At 37.3% G+C, this 18710-nt stretch carries 12 protein-coding genes; 9 read left to right on the forward strand and 3 right to left on the reverse strand.

Translation table 11 applies throughout. The features are described 5' to 3' along the window. Positions 1-15: 15 nt before the first annotated feature. Together QUH73_RS13015 and QUH73_RS13020 are read left to right on the forward strand one after the other, a co-directional pair. Positions 16-1227 carry an exo-beta-N-acetylmuramidase NamZ family protein gene (locus QUH73_RS13015; RefSeq protein ID WP_289530876.1) on the forward strand — a complete coding sequence of 404 codons (1212 nt, stop codon included), beginning with the start codon at positions 16-18 and terminating at the stop codon, positions 1225-1227. Positions 1228-1530: 303 nt separating this feature from the next. Next, positions 1531-2112, forward strand: coding sequence for a thioredoxin family protein (locus tag QUH73_RS13020; RefSeq protein ID WP_289530877.1), 582 nt, complete (start codon positions 1531-1533; stop codon positions 2110-2112). Positions 2113-2204: 92 nt separating this feature from the next. On the opposite strand, the gene QUH73_RS13025 is transcribed toward QUH73_RS13020, so the two are convergent. Beyond that, complete coding sequence (locus tag QUH73_RS13025) at positions 2205-3404, reverse strand: pyridoxal phosphate-dependent aminotransferase (RefSeq protein ID WP_289530878.1); 1200 nt, start codon at positions 3402-3404, stop codon at positions 2205-2207. A gap of 327 nt (positions 3405-3731) precedes the next feature. Here QUH73_RS13025 and QUH73_RS13030 point away from each other — a divergent pair, with 327 nt between their 5' ends. From QUH73_RS13030 to QUH73_RS13050, 5 genes are all read left to right on the forward strand, one after another. Continuing rightward, positions 3732-6353 carry a valine--tRNA ligase gene (locus QUH73_RS13030; RefSeq protein ID WP_289530879.1) on the forward strand — a complete coding sequence of 874 codons (2622 nt, stop codon included), beginning with the start codon at positions 3732-3734 and terminating at the stop codon, positions 6351-6353. Between the two features lie 759 nt (positions 6354-7112). Then, on the forward strand, positions 7113-7505 hold the full coding sequence (locus QUH73_RS13035) for an HU family DNA-binding protein (RefSeq protein ID WP_289530880.1): 393 nt from the start codon (positions 7113-7115) through the stop codon (positions 7503-7505). 260 nt (positions 7506-7765) lie between these two features. Then, positions 7766-9103: an NAD(P)/FAD-dependent oxidoreductase gene (locus QUH73_RS13040; protein WP_289530881.1), complete on the forward strand. Its 1338-nt coding sequence runs from the start codon at positions 7766-7768 to the stop codon at positions 9101-9103. 221 nt (positions 9104-9324) lie between these two features. Further along, positions 9325-10080, forward strand: a complete 756-nt coding sequence (locus QUH73_RS13045) for a DUF6515 family protein (protein WP_289530882.1) — start codon at positions 9325-9327, stop codon at positions 10078-10080. A gap of 525 nt (positions 10081-10605) precedes the next feature. Continuing rightward, a complete protein-coding gene (locus tag QUH73_RS13050; RefSeq protein ID WP_289530883.1) occupies positions 10606-12111 on the forward strand; it encodes a glutamine synthetase family protein in 1506 nt (501 codons plus the stop codon). A gap of 81 nt (positions 12112-12192) precedes the next feature. Here the strand turns inward: QUH73_RS13050 and QUH73_RS13055 are convergent, their stop codons facing one another. Together QUH73_RS13055 and QUH73_RS13060 are read right to left on the reverse strand one after the other, a co-directional pair. Then, entirely contained in the window at positions 12193-13518 is a 1326-nt protein-coding gene (locus QUH73_RS13055; protein ID WP_289530884.1) for an ammonium transporter, read from the reverse strand. 288 nt (positions 13519-13806) lie between these two features. Then, on the reverse strand, positions 13807-14208 hold the full coding sequence (locus tag QUH73_RS13060) for a DUF4783 domain-containing protein (RefSeq protein WP_289530885.1): 402 nt from the start codon (positions 14206-14208) through the stop codon (positions 13807-13809). A 273-nt stretch (positions 14209-14481) separates the two neighbouring features. Here QUH73_RS13060 and rlmH point away from each other — a divergent pair, with 273 nt between their 5' ends. Both rlmH and QUH73_RS13070 read left to right on the forward strand, forming a co-directional pair. Then, entirely contained in the window at positions 14482-14955 is a 474-nt protein-coding gene (gene rlmH, locus QUH73_RS13065; RefSeq protein WP_124994021.1) for a 23S rRNA (pseudouridine(1915)-N(3))-methyltransferase RlmH, read from the forward strand. A gap of 82 nt (positions 14956-15037) precedes the next feature. Next, on the forward strand, positions 15038-18709 hold the full coding sequence (locus QUH73_RS13070; protein ID WP_289530886.1) for an ATP-binding protein: 3672 nt from the start codon (positions 15038-15040) through the stop codon (positions 18707-18709). The last annotated feature ends 1 nt before the right edge of the window (position 18710 follow it).

Genomic DNA, 18710 nt, shown 5'->3' on the forward strand with positions numbered 1-18710 from the left:
TGAAAAATTAGTTAAATGAGAAAAATAAAACAATTGATTCAATATTGTGTGCTGTGTTCATACCTTTTGTTTGTAGTAAGTGTAACATCTTGTGCACAAAAACAATCTGAAGCATTACTAACCGGAGCAGAACGTTTTGAGGAATACATTCCACTTCTCAACGAAAAGAAAGTTGCCGTGGTTGCTAATCAGTCTTCTTTGGCGAAGGGAGAGCATTTGGTTGATGCTTTGTTGGCAAAGAATATTCAGATTGCCAAAATATTTAGTCCTGAACATGGCTTTCGGGGAGATGCTGATGCGGGCGAGAAAATTACCAATGGTACAGATGGGAAAACAGGATTGCCAATTGTTTCTTTGTATGGAAAGCATTATAAACCTTCGGCTGCTGATTTAAAAGATGTTGATGTTGTAGTGTTCGATATTCAGGATGTTGGCGTTCGCTTTTACACATACATATCCACACTGCATTATGTGATGGAAGCTTGTGCCGAGCAGGGAAAACAGGTAATTGTTCTCGATCGGCCAAATCCAAACGGCCATTACGTGGATGGACCGGTTCTGGAGATAAAATACAGTTCCTTTGTTGGAATGCATCCGGTTCCTGTAGTTTATGGCATGTCGATAGGTGAATATGCGCAAATGATTAACGGGGAAAAATGGTTGAAGAATAAAGTACAATGTGAATTAAAAGTGATTCCATGCAAAAATTGGAACCGAGAGAAATCCTATCTGTTGCCGGTAAAACCATCGCCAAATCTGCCAAATCAATTGTCTGTTGCTTTGTATCCGTCTCTGTGTTTTTTCGAAGGAACAGTGGTTAGTGCCGGGCGTGGTACAAATTATCCGTTTCAAGTATATGGACATCCGTCTTTTACAAAGGGGGATTTTGAGTTTACACCAAGAAGCATTCCCGGAGCAAGTAAATACCCAAAGTTTGAAGGTGAAAAATGTGTTGGCTGCGATTTACAGAAGATCAGTATGGATGATTTTCGAAAGAAGAAAAAATTGGATCTGTCTTTTTTATTAAATGCTTATCGTGAATTGAAAGACAAGCCTGTTTTTTTCAATTCTTTTTTTGAAAATCTTGCAGGAACTGCAAATCTGAGAACTCAAATTGAAAACTCCTTATCAGAAGAACAAATTAGAGCCAGTTGGGAAAAGGATCGTAACAAGTTCATGGCAATTCGAGCAAAATATCTCATTTATCCGGACTTTGCCAAGGAGTAAAGGAAAGAGAAACAGAAGCACCGGAGAGAAAGGAAAGTTGTATCGACTAAGTTGCAAATCCGATGTTCTGTTTCTGAGGAATTCTTTTATTTGTGGTTGAATATATGTTCGCCCTTAACAAGAACAAGTTTACAAAAGAGAAATTTAGGAAGTATAAACTGACTATTAATTATGTGTTAATTACTATTTGTTTTTTCAGATTTAGGGGCGGAAATTAACAATATGATAGCTTGAAATTAATTTAGATTTTCTCAAAATAATAAGTAAATTTAAAGGAGTGTTCAATAAAATAAAACGATAAAAATGGCATTTACCTTACAAATTAATGATAAGGCTCCGGATTTTGATCTGATAGCTACCGACGGAATTCGGTATAAATTAAACGATTTTAAATCATCTAAACTTTTAGTGGTTTTCTTTACTTGTAATCACTGTCCGTATGTTATCGGTTCCGATGAAGATACCAGAATGATTGCTGATAAATACATTCCAAATGGAGTCGAATTTGTGGGAATTAATTCCAATTCCGCAAATACTTATGAGGAAGATGATTACGATCATATGGTAACACGAATGGAAGAAAATGATTTTCCCTGGGTTTATTTGTATGACGAAACACAAGAAGTGGCAATGGCTTACGGTGCATTGAGAACTCCTCATTTTTATTTGTTTAATGAAGCACGCAAATTAATTTATACGGGAAGAGCTGTTGATAATCCAAGGGATATTTCTAAGGTTTTAGTCAGAGATTTGGAGAGAGCCATAGATGAATATTTGGCTGGAAAAGAAATCTCTGTTCCGGTAACCAACCCAATTGGCTGCAACGTAAAATGGGATGGGAAAGACAAACATTGGATGCCGGCTGATGCCTGCGATTTGTTGTAAGTATTTTTTCCAATCAGATAAAAAATAAAAAACGGCTCCAATTTTGGAGCCGTTTCTGTATCTATTTAGTAAAGCCTTTCAGCTTTTACCTATTAAATCGTTCTTCCCGGATAAACCTTCAATGCTTCAGCAAGAGTTTCCATTGCTTTCGCCAACTCTTCTTTTTTAAGAACGTAAGCAATACGAACTTCATTTTTACCTAAACCTTTAGTAGCATAAAATCCTGTAGCAGGAGCAACCATAACAGTTTGGTTTTTGTATTCAAAATCCTCTAAAATCCACCGTGCAAACTTGTCTGCATCATCAATTGGAAGCTTAACCACAGTATAAAAAGCTCCTTTAGGAGTTGGACAGTAAACACCATCCATGTCATTTAAAGCAGCCACCATAAAGTTACGGCGATCAATGTATTCGTTGTAAACTTCGGTGAAGTATTCTGCAGGAGTTTCTAATGATGCTTCGGCAGCAATCTGTCCAAAAGCCGGAGGGCACAAACGGGCCTGAGCAAATTTTAAAGCGGTGGTAATTACATCTTTATTTTTTGTAATCATTGCACCAATACGAACACCGCACTCACTGTAACGTTTCGATACGGAATCGATGAGTATAACATTTTGCTCCAGGCTTTCCAACTTCATCGCAGAGAAGTGTTCTTCGCCATCGTAACAAAATTCACGATATACTTCATCAGAGAAAAGGAACAGGTCGTGCTTGATGATCAATTCACGCAATTGGTTCAATTCCTCTTTTGAATACAGGTAACCAGTTGGATTATTTGGATTACAAATAACAATCCCTTTGGTTTTTGGAGTCATTAATTTTTCGAATTCTTCAATTGCAGGCAAAGCAAAATCATTTTCGATACTCGATGTAATTGGTTTTACAACCACACCGGCACTTACAGCAAAACCATTGTAGTTTGCATAAAATGGCTCCGGAATCAAAATCTCATCACCAGGATTCATACAAGTCATCAAAGCAAAAGTAATTGCTTCCGAACCACCTGTAGTAATCAACATCTCATTTTCGTCCACGTTAATTCCGATGTTCTGATAGTATTTCGCCAATTTTTTGCGGTAAGAAATATTACCCGCCGAATGAGAATACTCAATCACCTTTTCGGTACAATTTCTAATGGCTTCCATGGCAACCTCAGGTGTTTTAATATCCGGCTGACCAATGTTTAAGGGATATACTTTTTTTCCTGCCGCTCTGGCAGCTTCTGCGTAAGGAACCAATTTACGAATTGGTGACTCAGGCATTAATTTTCCTTTATCTGATATTTTAGGCATTTGTTAGGTGTTTATGTATTTTATGAAAAAAGTTTTCCGCTGCCCAAAAGTAGATAAAATTCGAAGTAAAAAAAATGATTTTTATTGCTTTTGAACAACCTATTAAAATTCTGAAATTTAGCAATCAAGCCAGTGATTTAAAACCAAATTAATAGTTCAGTCTTTTAAGATAGATTCAACTAAAACAGCTTGTATCATTTTAAAATCAGAACTACAGATCGCTTTCATACAGATTGTTGCTTTTTGTTGGAGATATATCTCTCAGATTTTCTTAATTTTGAGCCAAATTTTTTAAGTAGTATAGATTTTTAAATTTTAGTTAAACACATGGAAATCCCAACAAAGTACAATCCTGCAGAATCGGAGGACAAATGGTATAAGTATTGGATGGATAAAGGATTCTTCCACTCTGTACCTGATGAGAGAGAGGCGTATACAATTGTTATTCCTCCACCAAACGTCACCGGAGTGTTACACATGGGGCATATGCTAAACAATACAATTCAAGATGTGTTGGTGCGTAGAGCCAGATTGCAGGGAAAGAATGTCTGTTGGGTGCCGGGTACCGATCATGCATCTATTGCAACCGAAGCTAAAGTTGTAAATAAACTAAGACAGGAAGGCATTTCTAAAGATGACATTACTCGCGATGAGTTTATGGCGCATGCCTGGGAATGGAAAGAGAAACACGGTGGTATCATTTTGGAGCAGTTGAAAAAATTGGGTGCTTCGTGTGACTGGGAGCGTACTGCTTTCACCATGGACGAATCTCTTTACGAATCGGTAATCGATGTTTTTATCGATTTATATAAAAAGGAAAAGGTTTATCGTGGTGTTCGTATGGTGAATTGGGATCCATCTGCACAAACAGCCGTTTCCGATGAGGAGGTAATCTACAAAGAATTGCAATCGAAACTGTACTATTTGCAATATCAGGTGGAAGGAAGCGATGAGTACATTACCATTGCAACCACCCGTCCTGAAACAATTTTGGGCGATACGGCAGTTTGTATCAATCCAAACGACGAACGTTTTGCTCATTTAAGAGGCAGGCGTTGTATTGTTCCTTTGGTGAACCGTTCCATTCCAATCATCGAAGATGAGTATGTTGATATGGAATTTGGTACCGGTGCTTTAAAAATTACACCTGCTCACGATATTCACGATTACGAAATTGGCGATCGTCATAACCTGGAAACCATTGATATTTTTAACGATAACGGAACCATGAGTGAGGCTGCTCAGCTTTATGTTGGTAAAGATCGTTTCGAAGTTCGTGATTTAATTATGCCCGATCTAGAGGAAGCAGGCAATCTGGTGAAGGTAGAAGATTACGTAAATAAAGTAGGTTTTTCGGAACGTACCGATGCCGTTATCGAACCCAAATTGAGTATGCAGTGGTTCCTGAACATGAAAGAATTGGCGAAACCGGCTTTGGAGCATGTAATGAACGACGATATTCAGTTGCATCCTCCAAAATTCAAGAACACTTACCGTCATTGGATGGAAAATGTGAAGGATTGGTGTATTTCCCGTCAGTTGTGGTGGGGACAGCGTATTCCGGTTTACTATTTACCTGAAGGCGGATATGTAGTAGCCAGATCAATTGAATCTGCACTTGTTGAAGCAAATGCTAAAACAGGAAAAATATACAAAGCAGAAGACTTACGTCAGGATGAGGATGTGTTGGATACATGGTTCTCTTCATGGTTGTGGCCAATTTCTGTATTCGATGGCATTCGTAATCCTGAAAACGAGGAGATCAAATACTATTACCCAACCAACGATTTGGTTTCCGGACCGGATATTCTGTTTTTCTGGATTGCCCGTATGGTAATTTCAGGATATGAATACCGAGGAGAAAAGCCATTCTCTAATGTATATTTAACGGGTATTGTTCGCGATGAATTAGGCCGCAAAATGTCTAAGTCATTAGGTAACTCGCCTGATCCTTTAGACTTAATTGCTAAATATGGAGCAGACGGGGTTCGTGTGGGGATGCTATTGTGTTCACCTGCCGGAGGAGATTTGCTGTTCAACGAAAACTTACCGGAACAAGGACGTAATTTTACCACTAAAATCTGGAATGCATTCCGTTTGGTAAAAGGTTGGGAAGTTGCCGATATCGAGCAACCTGAATATGCCCGATTGGCAACTGAGGTTTTCCATGCGCGTTTAAACAACACCATGGAAGCTTTGGATGAGCAGTTCAGGCAATATCGCATCAGCGAAGCCTTAATGACTGTTTACACCTTATTCCGCGATGAGTTCTCATCATGGTATTTGGAAATGGTGAAACCAGCTTATCAGCAGCCAATCGATAAAAAGACTTTCGATTCTACTGTTGCTTTATTCGAGAAGTTGATGCAGTTACTGCACCCATTCATGCCTTTCTTAACAGAGGAAATCTGGCAATTGCTTGCCGATCGTTCCGATGAGGAGAGTATCATGGTTTCAGTAATGCCAAAACCAGATTCTTACAGCTCCGAATTGTTACAGAAATTTGAGCAGGTGAAGGAAGTGATTGTGGCTGTTCGTAATATCCGTAAGCAAAAGAACATCGCTTTTAAAGAGGTGTTGGAAATGAATTACAAATTGAAGGGAGACAATTACGATGCTTCTTTCGATTGTGTGGTGGCTAAAATGTGTAACCTAAAGGAGATTACTGTTGCAAACGGAGAAATGACCGGTGCAATGTCGTTCATTGTAAATGCCGTTGAATATTTTATTCCTTTGGGCGACCTGGTTGACGTTGAGGAAGAGTTGAAGAAAATGGAAGAGGAGTTGAAATATACCAAAGGCTTCCTGATTTCGGTTCAAAAGAAAATGAGCAACGAGCGTTTTGTAAACAATGCACCGGCTAAAGTCATCGAAATCGAGAAAAAGAAAATGGCCGATGCCGAAGCTAAAATTAAAGTTTTAGAAGACCGCATTGCCAGTATGAAGTAAGAGAAGTATACTCTATTATAGTAGTGCCGTTTCATTCATTTGGAACGGCATTTTCATTTGGACGTGCCCCTCAATTCTTCGGGTCAGGCTTTCCATTCCAACTCCTCTCTTTTTCACTTTTGGTGATTTAAAATTACATCAACAGAGTTTTATTTCATCTTCTCTCCCGAATCTTGCATCAGCGCTGTGGGGTTTCCATTTCAATCCTTCACGCAAATAAATAGATAATTTATTTTTTCATTATTGTTAATCTGTCACGAGGGGACTAAATTTGAGTAACCACCTACAAAGTAGGTGGTATCAGATAAGATATATCCATTTCCCCGACGGGGGTAAATGCTGATACAATCAGCAGTTCTAAACAAAATATGAATTGATTTTCCCCTTTCAGGGAAACCATCTATCAGCTTTAGTTCCACCCGTTTCACGGGCGGTTACTGAATAGTAAGCCTCTTCGAGGCAATTCTTTTACTCTTTTAAGCTAAAAGATACAATGCCGTTTCATTCATTTGGAACGGCATTTTTTGTTGTGTGCCTATAGCTTGGTCCTTTCTTAGGGAACATTTGACATTCCTCTCCTGTTCTTTTGATTTTCTTCTACTAACAAGTTGTAAGTTTAATGTACATCAAACTATATTTTGATGTACATTAAAATTATTTTTGATGTACATCAAAAATGATTAACTTGTAGGTGTAAGTTAGAGATTCTCATTAGAAAGGAATCAACAGGTAGTAAGGAACAATTCAAATTATCAGCATATGGCAGTCTTCTATAAAGCAGTGAAAATAAAAACACCATTGAGTAAAAATGGTAAAACTGAAATGTATTACCCCCGGGTAGCTAACCGACGGAAGGAAAATTTAAGGGATATAGCAGAACGGATTTCGGACATGTCCTCTTTTAACAGGTCGGATGTGGTTGGAATTTTAGAGGCATTCACTCAATTAATTCCTCACTTGCTGAAAGATAACAGGAGTGTTGAATTGGGAGATTTGGGTACATTTTCTCTTCATATTTCGGCCGAAGGGGTCGATTCGGAAGAACTGGTAACACGACATCGTATTAAGAAAAGTACAATTGCTTTTCGTCCCGGTAAGCGAGTGAAGCAAGATATTGCAAGAGTTGATTATCGAAAAATTCCGAAGAAGTAAAAGAGATCATTTTATTTTTTACCTGTAGTCAGAAGCTAAGAGCTTTTCGCTGATTTTTTGATCCATGCAAATGGGTCTTAGCTCGTTCGTAAAATAAATTTTCAGTTGCAAACGGTTGAAGATTGGCACTGATTAGAATATTGGAGAAATAATTCTTTAATTTGTAAGAGATAAAAGAGTCTGAAACTCCAAGATGGGTGGTGGATGTGGGAAATATAGGCTGTCTGGCCTGATTATAGCAATAAATAGCAGAAAAAAATATGGATACGATTAAGCATATTCCAGAAAATGGAAAAACGAGAATTGTAATTATTGGCGGGGGATTTGCAGGCTTAAAGCTTGCCCGGCAACTGGTAAAAACAAAGTATCAGGTGGTTTTAATTGATAAGAATAATTTTCATCAGTTTCAGCCTTTGTTCTATCAGGTGGCAACCTCGGGACTGGAGCCAAGTTCCATTGCTTTTCCCTTGCGGAAGATTTTTCAGAAACGGAAAAATGTGCATTTTCGAATGGCTGAATTGTTGGAGGTGAACTCAAATGTGCAGGAGATATATACAAGTTTGGGCTCGTTAAAATACGATCATTTGGTATTGGCCACTGGTGTGGATACCAATTATTTTGGAAATAAGAACATCGAGGAGTTTGGTATTCCTATGAAATCGGTGTCCGAAGCCATTTTTCTGCGCAATTCAATTCTGCGTAACTACGAAAAGGCGTTGAACGAATCAGATCCGCAAAAGGCAGCCAATTACATGAATATAGTATTAGTGGGTGGTGGTCCAACCGGTGTTGAATTGGCGGGTGCTTTGGTCGAAATGAAAAATGAGATCCTGCCAAAGGATTACCCGGAGCTTGATTTTTCTTTGATGAATGTGTATTTGTTTGAAGCATCAGATCGATTGCTGAGTGGCATGTCGGAGAAAGCATCAGCGAAAGCGAAAACCTACTTAGAGAAGTTAGGGGTAATTGTGAAAACTGAGGCTCGGGTTGCCGATTACGACGGACTTAAAATTAGTTTGGCGGATGGAGAGGAGTTTTTCTCATACGCTTTGGTTTGGGCTGCGGGAGTTGTGGCTAATCCTATTAAGGGTATTTCGGAAATTGCAGCAACACGCGGGGGCAGACTGAGGGTTGATTTGTTTAATAAGGTAAGTGGCTTGAACAATGTGTATGCGTTAGGCGATTTAGCCTTGCAAAAAGAGGGGGAATATCAGAATGGTCACCCACAGGTTGCACAGGTTGGTTTGCAGCAGGCGGCTGTTTTGGGAAAAAATCTAATAAATATTCAACAGGGAAAAAACATGAAGCCTTTTCATTATAAGGATAGGGGATCTTTGGCAACAATTGGTAAGAATTTAGCTGTCGCTGATTTGCCTGGAATTAAAATGCAGGGTTTCCTTGCATGGATACTTTGGTTGTTTGTGCATTTAATGGCGATTGTAGGTGTAAAGAACCGATTCTTTATCTTGATTAATTGGGTTTGGAATTATTGGACTTCGGATCAATCATTACGGGTCTTAATTCGACCGGATAAACGTAGTTTTACCGATAGAGCTTCAAAAAGGCATCAGATTAAAGAGCCGGTTAATTTGAATTAAGAAGGCTGAAAGCACCAATTTTACTGAAAATTGGTGTTTTTTTTATTTTTGGCACAAGCTTTGCTTCTATTCAGTCAAAGTATACCGGTACTTGACTTTTAGAAGATTCGTCCCCACCATAGGATGACAATATTGAAAGCCATTCAGGAGTGTAAATTGAGTATCTGAATTTCATCCTGCACGAAAGGGTCATTTGGCTTACACATTAAAAACTAAATGCCATGAGAAAGTCTGTATTATATAAGTTGACAGCCAGTATCGTATGGGTTTCAGCAATCGCAATTTCTACTTCAAGTGTATCAGCTCAGCGCAGATCGCAGCAATATGAGAAGACTCGTTACGAAGAACGAAATAAATCAACTCGTTTGAAAGATGCTGATCGAAAGGAGAAATACAACAAGAGTCGTTATTCAGATAACTCAGATCGGAAAAAGAATAACACATCTAATAAGAAAAGCACGAAATATTACAAAGAACGGAATATAAAAGGGTATTCAAATCACCAAAAAAACGGGAATTATAAGCATGGAGATTGGAATCGCAATAATAGATTGTATTCGAAAAAATCTTATCATTCCTCTGGCGATCGTTACAGAAGTTATAATTATCCCAAAATGGTTCATACCAATCAGCGTTACAGAAACTTTTACAATAATCATGGAAACAATTGTTATCGTCACGATCGTTATGGAAATGTAGTTTTAAGATTTGCTGTTGCACCGGTTGTAATCCGACATAGTTACGGAGATTACTACTTTTCTGATGGAGATTATTACAGATTCTATCCTGAAGTGGGATATGTTGTAGTTGATGCGCCAAATTCTTTGTATTTCTCTTATGTACCTGATAACTGTCATAGGGTTTTGCATCATGGAAATGAATATTACACAAATGGAGAGATATATTTTGTGAAGCATAGAAATGGGTTTAGGTTGGAGAATGCTCCTACCGGAATACATTTATCTTTGAGATTTTAAGTGAAAGGCTAATTATACGAACATTATTGAACAGTATTGAAATAGACTTATCTTATAAAAATAAAAAATACAGGGGTGTGGCTTGTAAAAAAGACAAAAAGTAGTCTTAAAATTTGCAAAACCACACCCTTTACTTGTAAAAAATGACGTTTTGTAGCTTGCGTGATTAAAAAGGGGTATTTTGTTGTGGCTTGTTTTTCTTTTGGGTTGATACCTGATTAATTAAGGGAGTAAGAAGAGTAGAAATATAAGATAATTAACTTGTGTATGCGCTTTTTAGGGGTGTGTGTGAAAAATCTTATTTTTGACACCCGAAAACGATTTCGAAAAACTGCTGTAAAACAGTTTTTTGCCGAAGGGAATTAGTAGGTTTAATGGTCTGTATGTGTTGATTTATTGGGGTTTTTATTCTTTTTATGTTGTGTGTTCTAAATTCTGATTTCCGCTTGGATATTCAGTGGAAACTAGGCTATTTTATCCCTCAATAACAAATGATAACAACACACAAATTAAAACAGGCGTATTATGACAAGGGATGAATATTTAATGGATCCAAATAAGTTGGTTCAATTCCTGCAAAAACCAAGCAACGAGTTCACAAAAGAGGATTTGATAAGATATATAGCAGAGAATGGGATTAAGATGATTAATTTCCGTTACGTTGCCGAGGATGGAAAATTAAAAACATTGAACTTTATTATTACGGGTAAAAGCCATTTGGATAGTATTCTGTCTTCCGGTGAGCGCGTTGATGGATCAAGTTTGTTCTCCTATATAGGAGCAGGTTCAAGTGATTTATATGTGATTCCAAGATTTAAAACGGCATTTGTGAATCCATTTTCGGAAGTTCCATGTCTGGATATTCTTTGTTCGTTTTATACTGCCGAAGGAAAGCCAATGGAAAGTGCTCCTGAGTACATTCTAAAAAAGGCACATGACAGCTTCAAAAAAGCTACAGGCCTTACTTTTAAGGCAATGGGCGAGCTGGAATATTACATCAAAAGTGCAAATCATACATTATATGCTGATGTTGATCAGAAAGGATATCACAGTTCCCGGCCTTTTACGAAATGGGAAGGTTTGAGACGCGAAGCAATGGTTTTAATTGCTCAGTGTGGAGGGAAAATTAAATACGGACACTCAGAAGTGGGGAATTTCTCAGCGGGTGATGATGGTTACGAGCAGCATGAAATTGAGTTTTTACCAGTTGAGGCAGAAGATGCAGTTGATCAGTTGGTGATTGCAAAATGGATTGTGAGAATGTTGGCGGCCCGTGAGAATGTATTGGTGAGCTGGGCTCCAAAAATTACGGTTGGCAAAGCTGGCAGCGGGTTGCATATTCATATGCTGGTAGAAAAAGACGGCAAAAATATTTGTATCGAAAATGGAAAGTTGAGTGATACGGCTAAGAAAATGATTGCCGGTATTTTGAAGCTTTCAGGAGCTTTAACAGCTTTTGGAAATACGATTCCTACTTCTTATTTACGTTTGGTTCCACATCAGGAGGCTCCGACTTACGTTTGTTGGGGGGATCGTAACCGCTCTGTTTTAGTGAGGGTTCCTCTTGGTTGGGTAGGTGCTGCTGATATGATTAAGAGTGTGAATCCATTCGAGCCGGCTGATGCAAGAGATTTTTCAAGTAAGCAAACTTTTGAGTTTAGAGTGCCGGATGGTTCTGCAGATATTTATTCATTGGTGGCTGGTTTGATTGTTGCAGGTCAGTATGGATTGGAAATGGAAGATGGCTTGCAGACAGCTGATGAATTGTATGCAGATGTAGATATTTTTGCTCCACAGTATAAAGAAAAATTAGATGGTTTGAAGCAATTGCCGACTTGTTGTTGGGAGAGTGCAGATTGTTTGCTTGAGCAAAGAGAGATTTTTGAGCGAAATGGTATTTTTCCAAAAGGAAGAATTGATGCAGTTGTGAAAAAATTAAAACTATATGAAGATTATGGGTTGAATGACCGAATTCTGGGTAATGAAGTTAGGATTATGGAGATTGTAAATGATTACATTCATTGTATGTAAATTTTGTGAAAATATTTACATACAAGTTTTTTTATAGTAGTCCCGCAACGAAAGTTGCGGGACTTTTTTTTATGATTTCCTTTATTCTTTGTATGCAAATGAATAGGATTCATCGTGTTGTGATATATCCAAACCTTTGGCTTCAGAGTATTCTGAAACTCTAAGTGTAACAAATTTGTTTGTGATCCAATATAGGATGTAAGATCCTCCGAAAGTAAAAACTCCAACAATCACCAATGCAATGAGGTGCATTAAAAAAGTTCTGATTTCTCCATGTATTAGTCCAACATCATGAGCAAATACAGCGGTTAAAATCATTCCCGTAATTCCTCCCATTCCGTGTGCCGGAAATACATCAAGGGTATCATCCAGAGATGTTTTTCCTTGTAAAGTGATTGCGTAATTACTTACGATAGATGCTATTACTCCAATCGTGATTGATGCTCCTACAGTTACAAATCCTGCAGCAGGAGTAATGGCTACAAGTCCAACAACCAGACCGATAGCGGCTCCTAATCCTGAGGGTTTGTGTCCTCTTGCACCATCAAGAAAAATCCAGGTTAGCATGGCTGCTGCCGATGCTGTATTTGTATTTAGTAAGGCTAACACTGCAGTCGATGAGGCTTCCAGGGCTGATCCGGCATTGAATCCAAACCATCCGAACCAAAGCATTCCTGCACCAAGAAGCACGAATGGAATGTTGGAGCGTTTCTCGTTGTACTTCGATTTTGTTCGTTTTCCGAGAAACATAGCTCCGGCAAGAGCCGCAAATCCTGCAGACATATGAACAACTGTACCTCCTGCAAAATCTAATACTCCCATGTTGCGAAGAAATCCATTTGGATGCCAGGTCCAGTGTGCAAGCGGAGCGTATATAAATATTGTGAAAAGGCTTATGAAAATCATATATGCTCTAAATCTTACCCTTCCTGCAAAAGATCCTGTGATTAAAGCGGGGGTGATAATTGCAAATTTTAACTGGAAGAGCGCAAAAAGAGCAAATGGAATGGTTGGCGACATTTCAGGATTTGTGTAGCCTCCTACATTTTTAAACATCAGGAAAGTTAGCGGATTTCCAACCAAGCCAAAACCCTCCGGGCCAATGCTGTCTCCAAAAGCCAGACTAAATCCAACAACAACCCATATCATACTTACAATTCCCATTGCAACAAAACTTTGAAGAATTGTTGATATGATGTTTCTGGGATCCACCATACCACCGTAAAAAAATGCAAGTCCGGGAGTCATAAGAAGAACCAGGGCGGTTGATGTCAGCATCCACGCTACATCACCCGAAACAATATTTGGATCATTAACTCCCAATTCAACACTAGGGACAAATACTCCGACAATAGCCACTACAATAAGCAGCAATAAGGCATAAAGCCATTTTTTACTGTTTTTCATCACAAAAATGATTTATAAAATGTACAAAATCCGGTTGGTGTGATTATGGATTGTAGTCCGTCAAATATTACGCTTGAGTGGCAAAAATAGTGCAAAATTTAGAAACAACCTAATTGAGTGTGGGGGTGTGGATTTAAAATTGTAAAATTTTTACATTACACCCCATTGTTTTGTGGTTGTGGATTCTTTCTCGTTTGGTTTTGTGTATTGAGGTGAATTTGGCTTCGTGGCGGAATTAAGATGAGACATTCTGTAAAAAGAAAGGCTCCAAAATATTGGAGCCTTTAATTAGTTTTTTTCGATTCGTAGTTGATGTACAACAAATTTTCCAGTGTCATTTTTTAGCAGGAAATTGACTCGGAAGTCTCCTTGGGCAGTTGTTAAGCTGCCAATTACATATCGGGCTTCTGGTTTTCCACCTACATGTTTCTTATTGAATCCTGTTGGAGGAAATTCCTTAAAGAATTTGGCCATGATTTGTTTCGCTTGTGATTTGCTGTAAATAGCTTCCTTATCTTGTATCGTTAATTGAATTCGCTCTCCAAAGAAATTTGACAAGCCTATACTATTACCTTGCTTAAAAGCATTGATTAATTCCCGAGGTAAATCATCCTGATTTTGTGAAATTGCTGATGAGCAGCAAACTAAAAGGAAGAATATTCCTGCAAATATGTATTTTATAGATCTCATATGAATAATTTTCAACTTAATATCATATACCTTTACACAAATACTGTGCGAAAAATACACTGCAAGTTAAAAAAAATCTGAATTTCTTTTTCTAAATAAGAAAAGAATTGATTGTTATGATGTGTAGGATCAGGCGTATTGATGCTTTCGTTGTGCAAGTATTAATTAAAGTTTGAGTATCATTTTCAATGAAAGGAAACTGAGATTTTATTTTTGCACAAATTTTTGCCAAAACAACAAATAAGGAGAGTCATAATTGAAAATTATAAATAAATGAAAATTGTTCTTTTAGTTATTGGAAAGACAGATAAAGATTTTGTGAAAACCGGGATGGAAGAATATCAAAAGAGATTGGTGCACTATCTTCCTTTCGAGATGAAAATTATTCCGGATATAAAAAATACGAAGAATCTTTCTGAAAATCAGCAGAAACAAAAAGAGGGGGAATTAATTTTAGAAAAGATTAAAGCCGGAGATACATTAATATTGCTTGATGAGGGAGGAAAAGAGTTTTCTTCTGTAGCTTTTTCTAATTTTATAGAACAAAAAATGATTGGTGGAATTAAAAATCTGGTTTTTGTAATTGGTGGTCCTTATGGCTTTTCTGAAGATGTGTATCGGAATGCACAAGGAAAGGTTTCGTTATCGAAAATGACTTTTTCCCACCAAATGATTCGGATGATTTTTACCGAGCAATTGTATCGGGCAATGACAATTATTAAAGGAGAGCCTTATCATCACGTTTGATGCTTTGAACTAATTATGCTAATTTGTGAGGGGTTTAGCATGAATTTTGTATCAGCAATAAAATATTTCAAAACTATCCGAATTGAAAAATAGACTTCTCAAATATATTCCTGCGGTTCTTTCGTTGGTATTTCTTCTGTTGGCAGTTTCTACAGAGTATTATTTTAGGCAAAATGACCGACTTGTAAATGTGGCCAATCATGCCCGGCAGGTTCTGGAGAGAAAAGAGCAGTTACTGAATAAAGATCTTAGCGAACTTCAAACTGCAATTGAAAAAAAGGATGGCGTTCTTAAAAAATACAATAGCTTTTCTGAGTTTGAGAAGGACTTAAAAAAAGATGGGTTCGTCTTAATTGCATATAAACAAGACAGTTTATTGTTTTGGAGCGATAATTCATTTCTGATACCCGGGAAAAGCTTTCTTGAAAAAGAGAATTCATTGGTTGTCCGGCTGGATGATGGGTTCTATTTTATGCAAAAACAGAAAGTGGATTCAATTGATCTGTATGGATTCTTACTTTTAAAAAAGATTTATCCCTATCAGAATAAATTTCTGAAAAATCATTTTGGGCCGGATTTTCTCATCCCCGATTCTTTCGATATTTCCTTACATCCGAATGAGGGAGCTTCAGTTAGTAATACCGATGGCAAATTCTTGTTTTCTTTATCGGATGATAGTGCCGGAATGGGCACTAGAAGGGGACAAAAAGGAGTAGGATTACTATATTTGTGGGCAATTTTGTCTGGCTTAGTATTCCTCAGTATTTTACTGCGGCAATTAAAAGATTTGAAATTAGGTCTCTCAGCTTTTCTTGTTTGGGGAGCAGGTTTGGTGCTTTTACGATATTTCATGCTGCTTTGGGGATTTCCCGCTGTTTTTTCAAAATTTGAGATCTTTTCACCTGTTTTATTTGCGAGTTCATTTTTCTTTCCATCCTTAGGGGATTTTGTAATCAACTCGTTCTTCTTATTTATTTTCGTTTATACCTATTCCAGGTTTTTGGTAAGAAATCAATTCTTCAAGCCTAAAAGTTCATATCAGGTTGCCGGATGGATTTCTGTGCATCTAATTCTGTTTTATCTACTGTATTTTACAATTGAGGATCTGTTCGAAAGCTTAATTTTTGACTCTAGTTTTAGTTTGCAGATGTTTGTATTTCAGGATAATGGGATTTGTATTTTCATAGGTTTTGCCATATTGATTTTTTTATTTTATGCTCTGGGGCAAATTGCAAATCTACTGGGTGAAATTGCCCGGAATCATTGGAATTTAAAAACTTATTTATTCGCAGTTATCCCTGCATCCATTGTTTTTAGTTTGGCATTTTATTTTTTCAATCCTGTAAAACCCGATGCTGTAACTCTGGGCTTTCCAATTTTAATGGTTTTGGTCTTGGGTTTAATAAATTATCAGAAAGAAAAGGGAGGCCGATATTCTTTATATGTGGCTTTACTCTTAGGTGTTTCAATATTTGTTACCAACAGGATCAATTCTTTCTCCAGTCAAAAGGAAAAACAGGATAGACAAGTGGTGGCAATGAATCTTTCTACAGAATATGATCCAACCTCTGAATTTTTTTTGTTGGAAATTCAAGAGAAGCTCGATCAGGATTCAATATTGAAAGACTTGTGCAAACGGCCTTTTAGAAATGAACCTGAAATAGCAGACTATATTCAAAATAAATACTTTACAGGATTTTGGGAGCAATATCATCTTCAGGTCACTATTTGCAGTAGTATGGATGATTTAAATATTGAGCCCGATAATCAGATTAGAAATTGTTTTGAGTTTTTTGAAGAAATGATTGTGACTACAGGTGAACCCATTCCGAATAGTAATTTTTATTACTTGAATGAGTTTGATGGAATGGTTTCGTATTTAGGTGTTGTTTCCAATCCATCATTTGCTTCGGATGAGGTTAAAATTTATTTGCGCCTCGATTCTAAATTTGGTAATGAGGGTTTGGGGTATCCGGATTTATTGTTGGATGAAAAAGTTGATTTGCGTCCGGTAAGCCATGAATATTCTTATGGGAAGTATCAAAATGGGAAGCTGATTGCTTCTTCCGGTAAATTCAATTATTTCATGAGTAATGCCGGGTTTGGTGAAAGTTCTGCTGATTTTTTCTGGAAACAGATTGATGGGTATGACCATTTGATATATAAGTTTGGTAATAATGCTGTTGTAGTTAGCTGCCCTTCTGTATCATGGTATAACAGAGGGATAACCATTCCGTATGTTTTTCTTCTTTTTTATATTTTTGGGTTTTGTATTTGGATGCTTGAGAAAGGTTCTTCTAGATTCAAAATAAATCTAAGTTTCAAATACCGGATTCAATATTCAATTATTGGCTTACTCATGCTATTTTTCCTTTTGTTGGGGGGAGGTACTGTATATTACAACATTAATCAGGCCAATGAAGCAAATAACAGAAGTCTGCAAGAAAAGTTATTGTTGGTTAAACGTGAGGTAATTCGGGATTTGTCGGGTGATCGCTCACAAAAATCAGAGGTGATAACAGATCAATTAAGACAATTGTCGAATTTGATTTTTGCAGATATTCATTTGTATAATTTATCCGGGGAGTTGATTGCAACTTCCAGACCAGAGATATTTGAGAAAAAACTACAGGGCGAGAGGATGAATTTTGCTGCTTACGATCAACTTTTCTTTAACGGGCGAACTCATTTTATTCATAAAGAACAGATCGGGGAAATGTCTTACTTGTCGGCCTACGAGTCCTTGGTTAATGAGAATAATGAAACCATCGCATTTGTAAATCTCCCTTACTTCCTGAAAAGTAAAGAACTGGAAAAAGAAATGTTTAATTTAATTCTTGCCGGGGTAAATCTTCATGTATTGATGATTTTGCTGGCTATTTTCCTTTCTGTAATTATCTCAAATAAAATAACTTATCCGCTTCGTTTAATCCAAAACAGACTGAGGGCAACACGTTTTGGTACGTATGGTGAGCAAATTGAATATACTAAAAATGATGAAATAGGTAGTTTGGTGAAGGAATATAATCAAATGCTTATTGAGCTTGAAGAGAGTGCTTCCCGCTTGGCAAAATCGGAACGGGAATCTGCGTGGCGCGAAATGGCAAAGCAAATTGCTCATGAAATTAAGAACCCATTAACCCCTATGAAATTAAGTATTCAGTTTTTGCAGAAACGCTTCGAGGACAAAACACCAAATTGGGAAGAGCATTTTAATCGCGTGAGTAAAACACTAATAGAGCAAATCAATGCTCTGTCATCTATCGCTACAGCATTTTCGAATTTTGCAAAGATGCCGGCAGCTAAAAATGAGAATTTAAATTTGGTTGAAATCCTCGAACATACAGTTGATTTGTTTAAAAATGATGATTTTGATTTGAATCTTGATTTGAATTCCATTGAGAATGCAAGTGTTTTTGTTGATAAAGAACAGTTTGTTCGCGTTTTTGTGAATTTAATTAACAACGCAATTCAATCTATCCCGGAAGGGAGCTTAGCTCAGGTTGTAATAGAGTTAGAGGATATAGATTCCGATTATCAGGTAAGTGTAATTGATAATGGGTCCGGAATTAACCCAGAGATCAAAGAAAAGTTGTTTTCACCTAACTTCACAACAAAATCGAGTGGTATGGGATTGGGTTTATCCATTGTGAAAAATATTGTTGAAAATGCCAACGGAAACATTTGGGTTGAATCGGAAAGGCATATTGGATCTTGTTTTATTGTACGGATTCCTAAAAGAAAAGAGATATAAG

Origin of the sequence: Labilibaculum sp. K2S (genome assembly GCF_030372765.1) — a bacterium.
Lineage (GTDB): Bacteria > Bacteroidota > Bacteroidia > Bacteroidales > Marinifilaceae > Labilibaculum.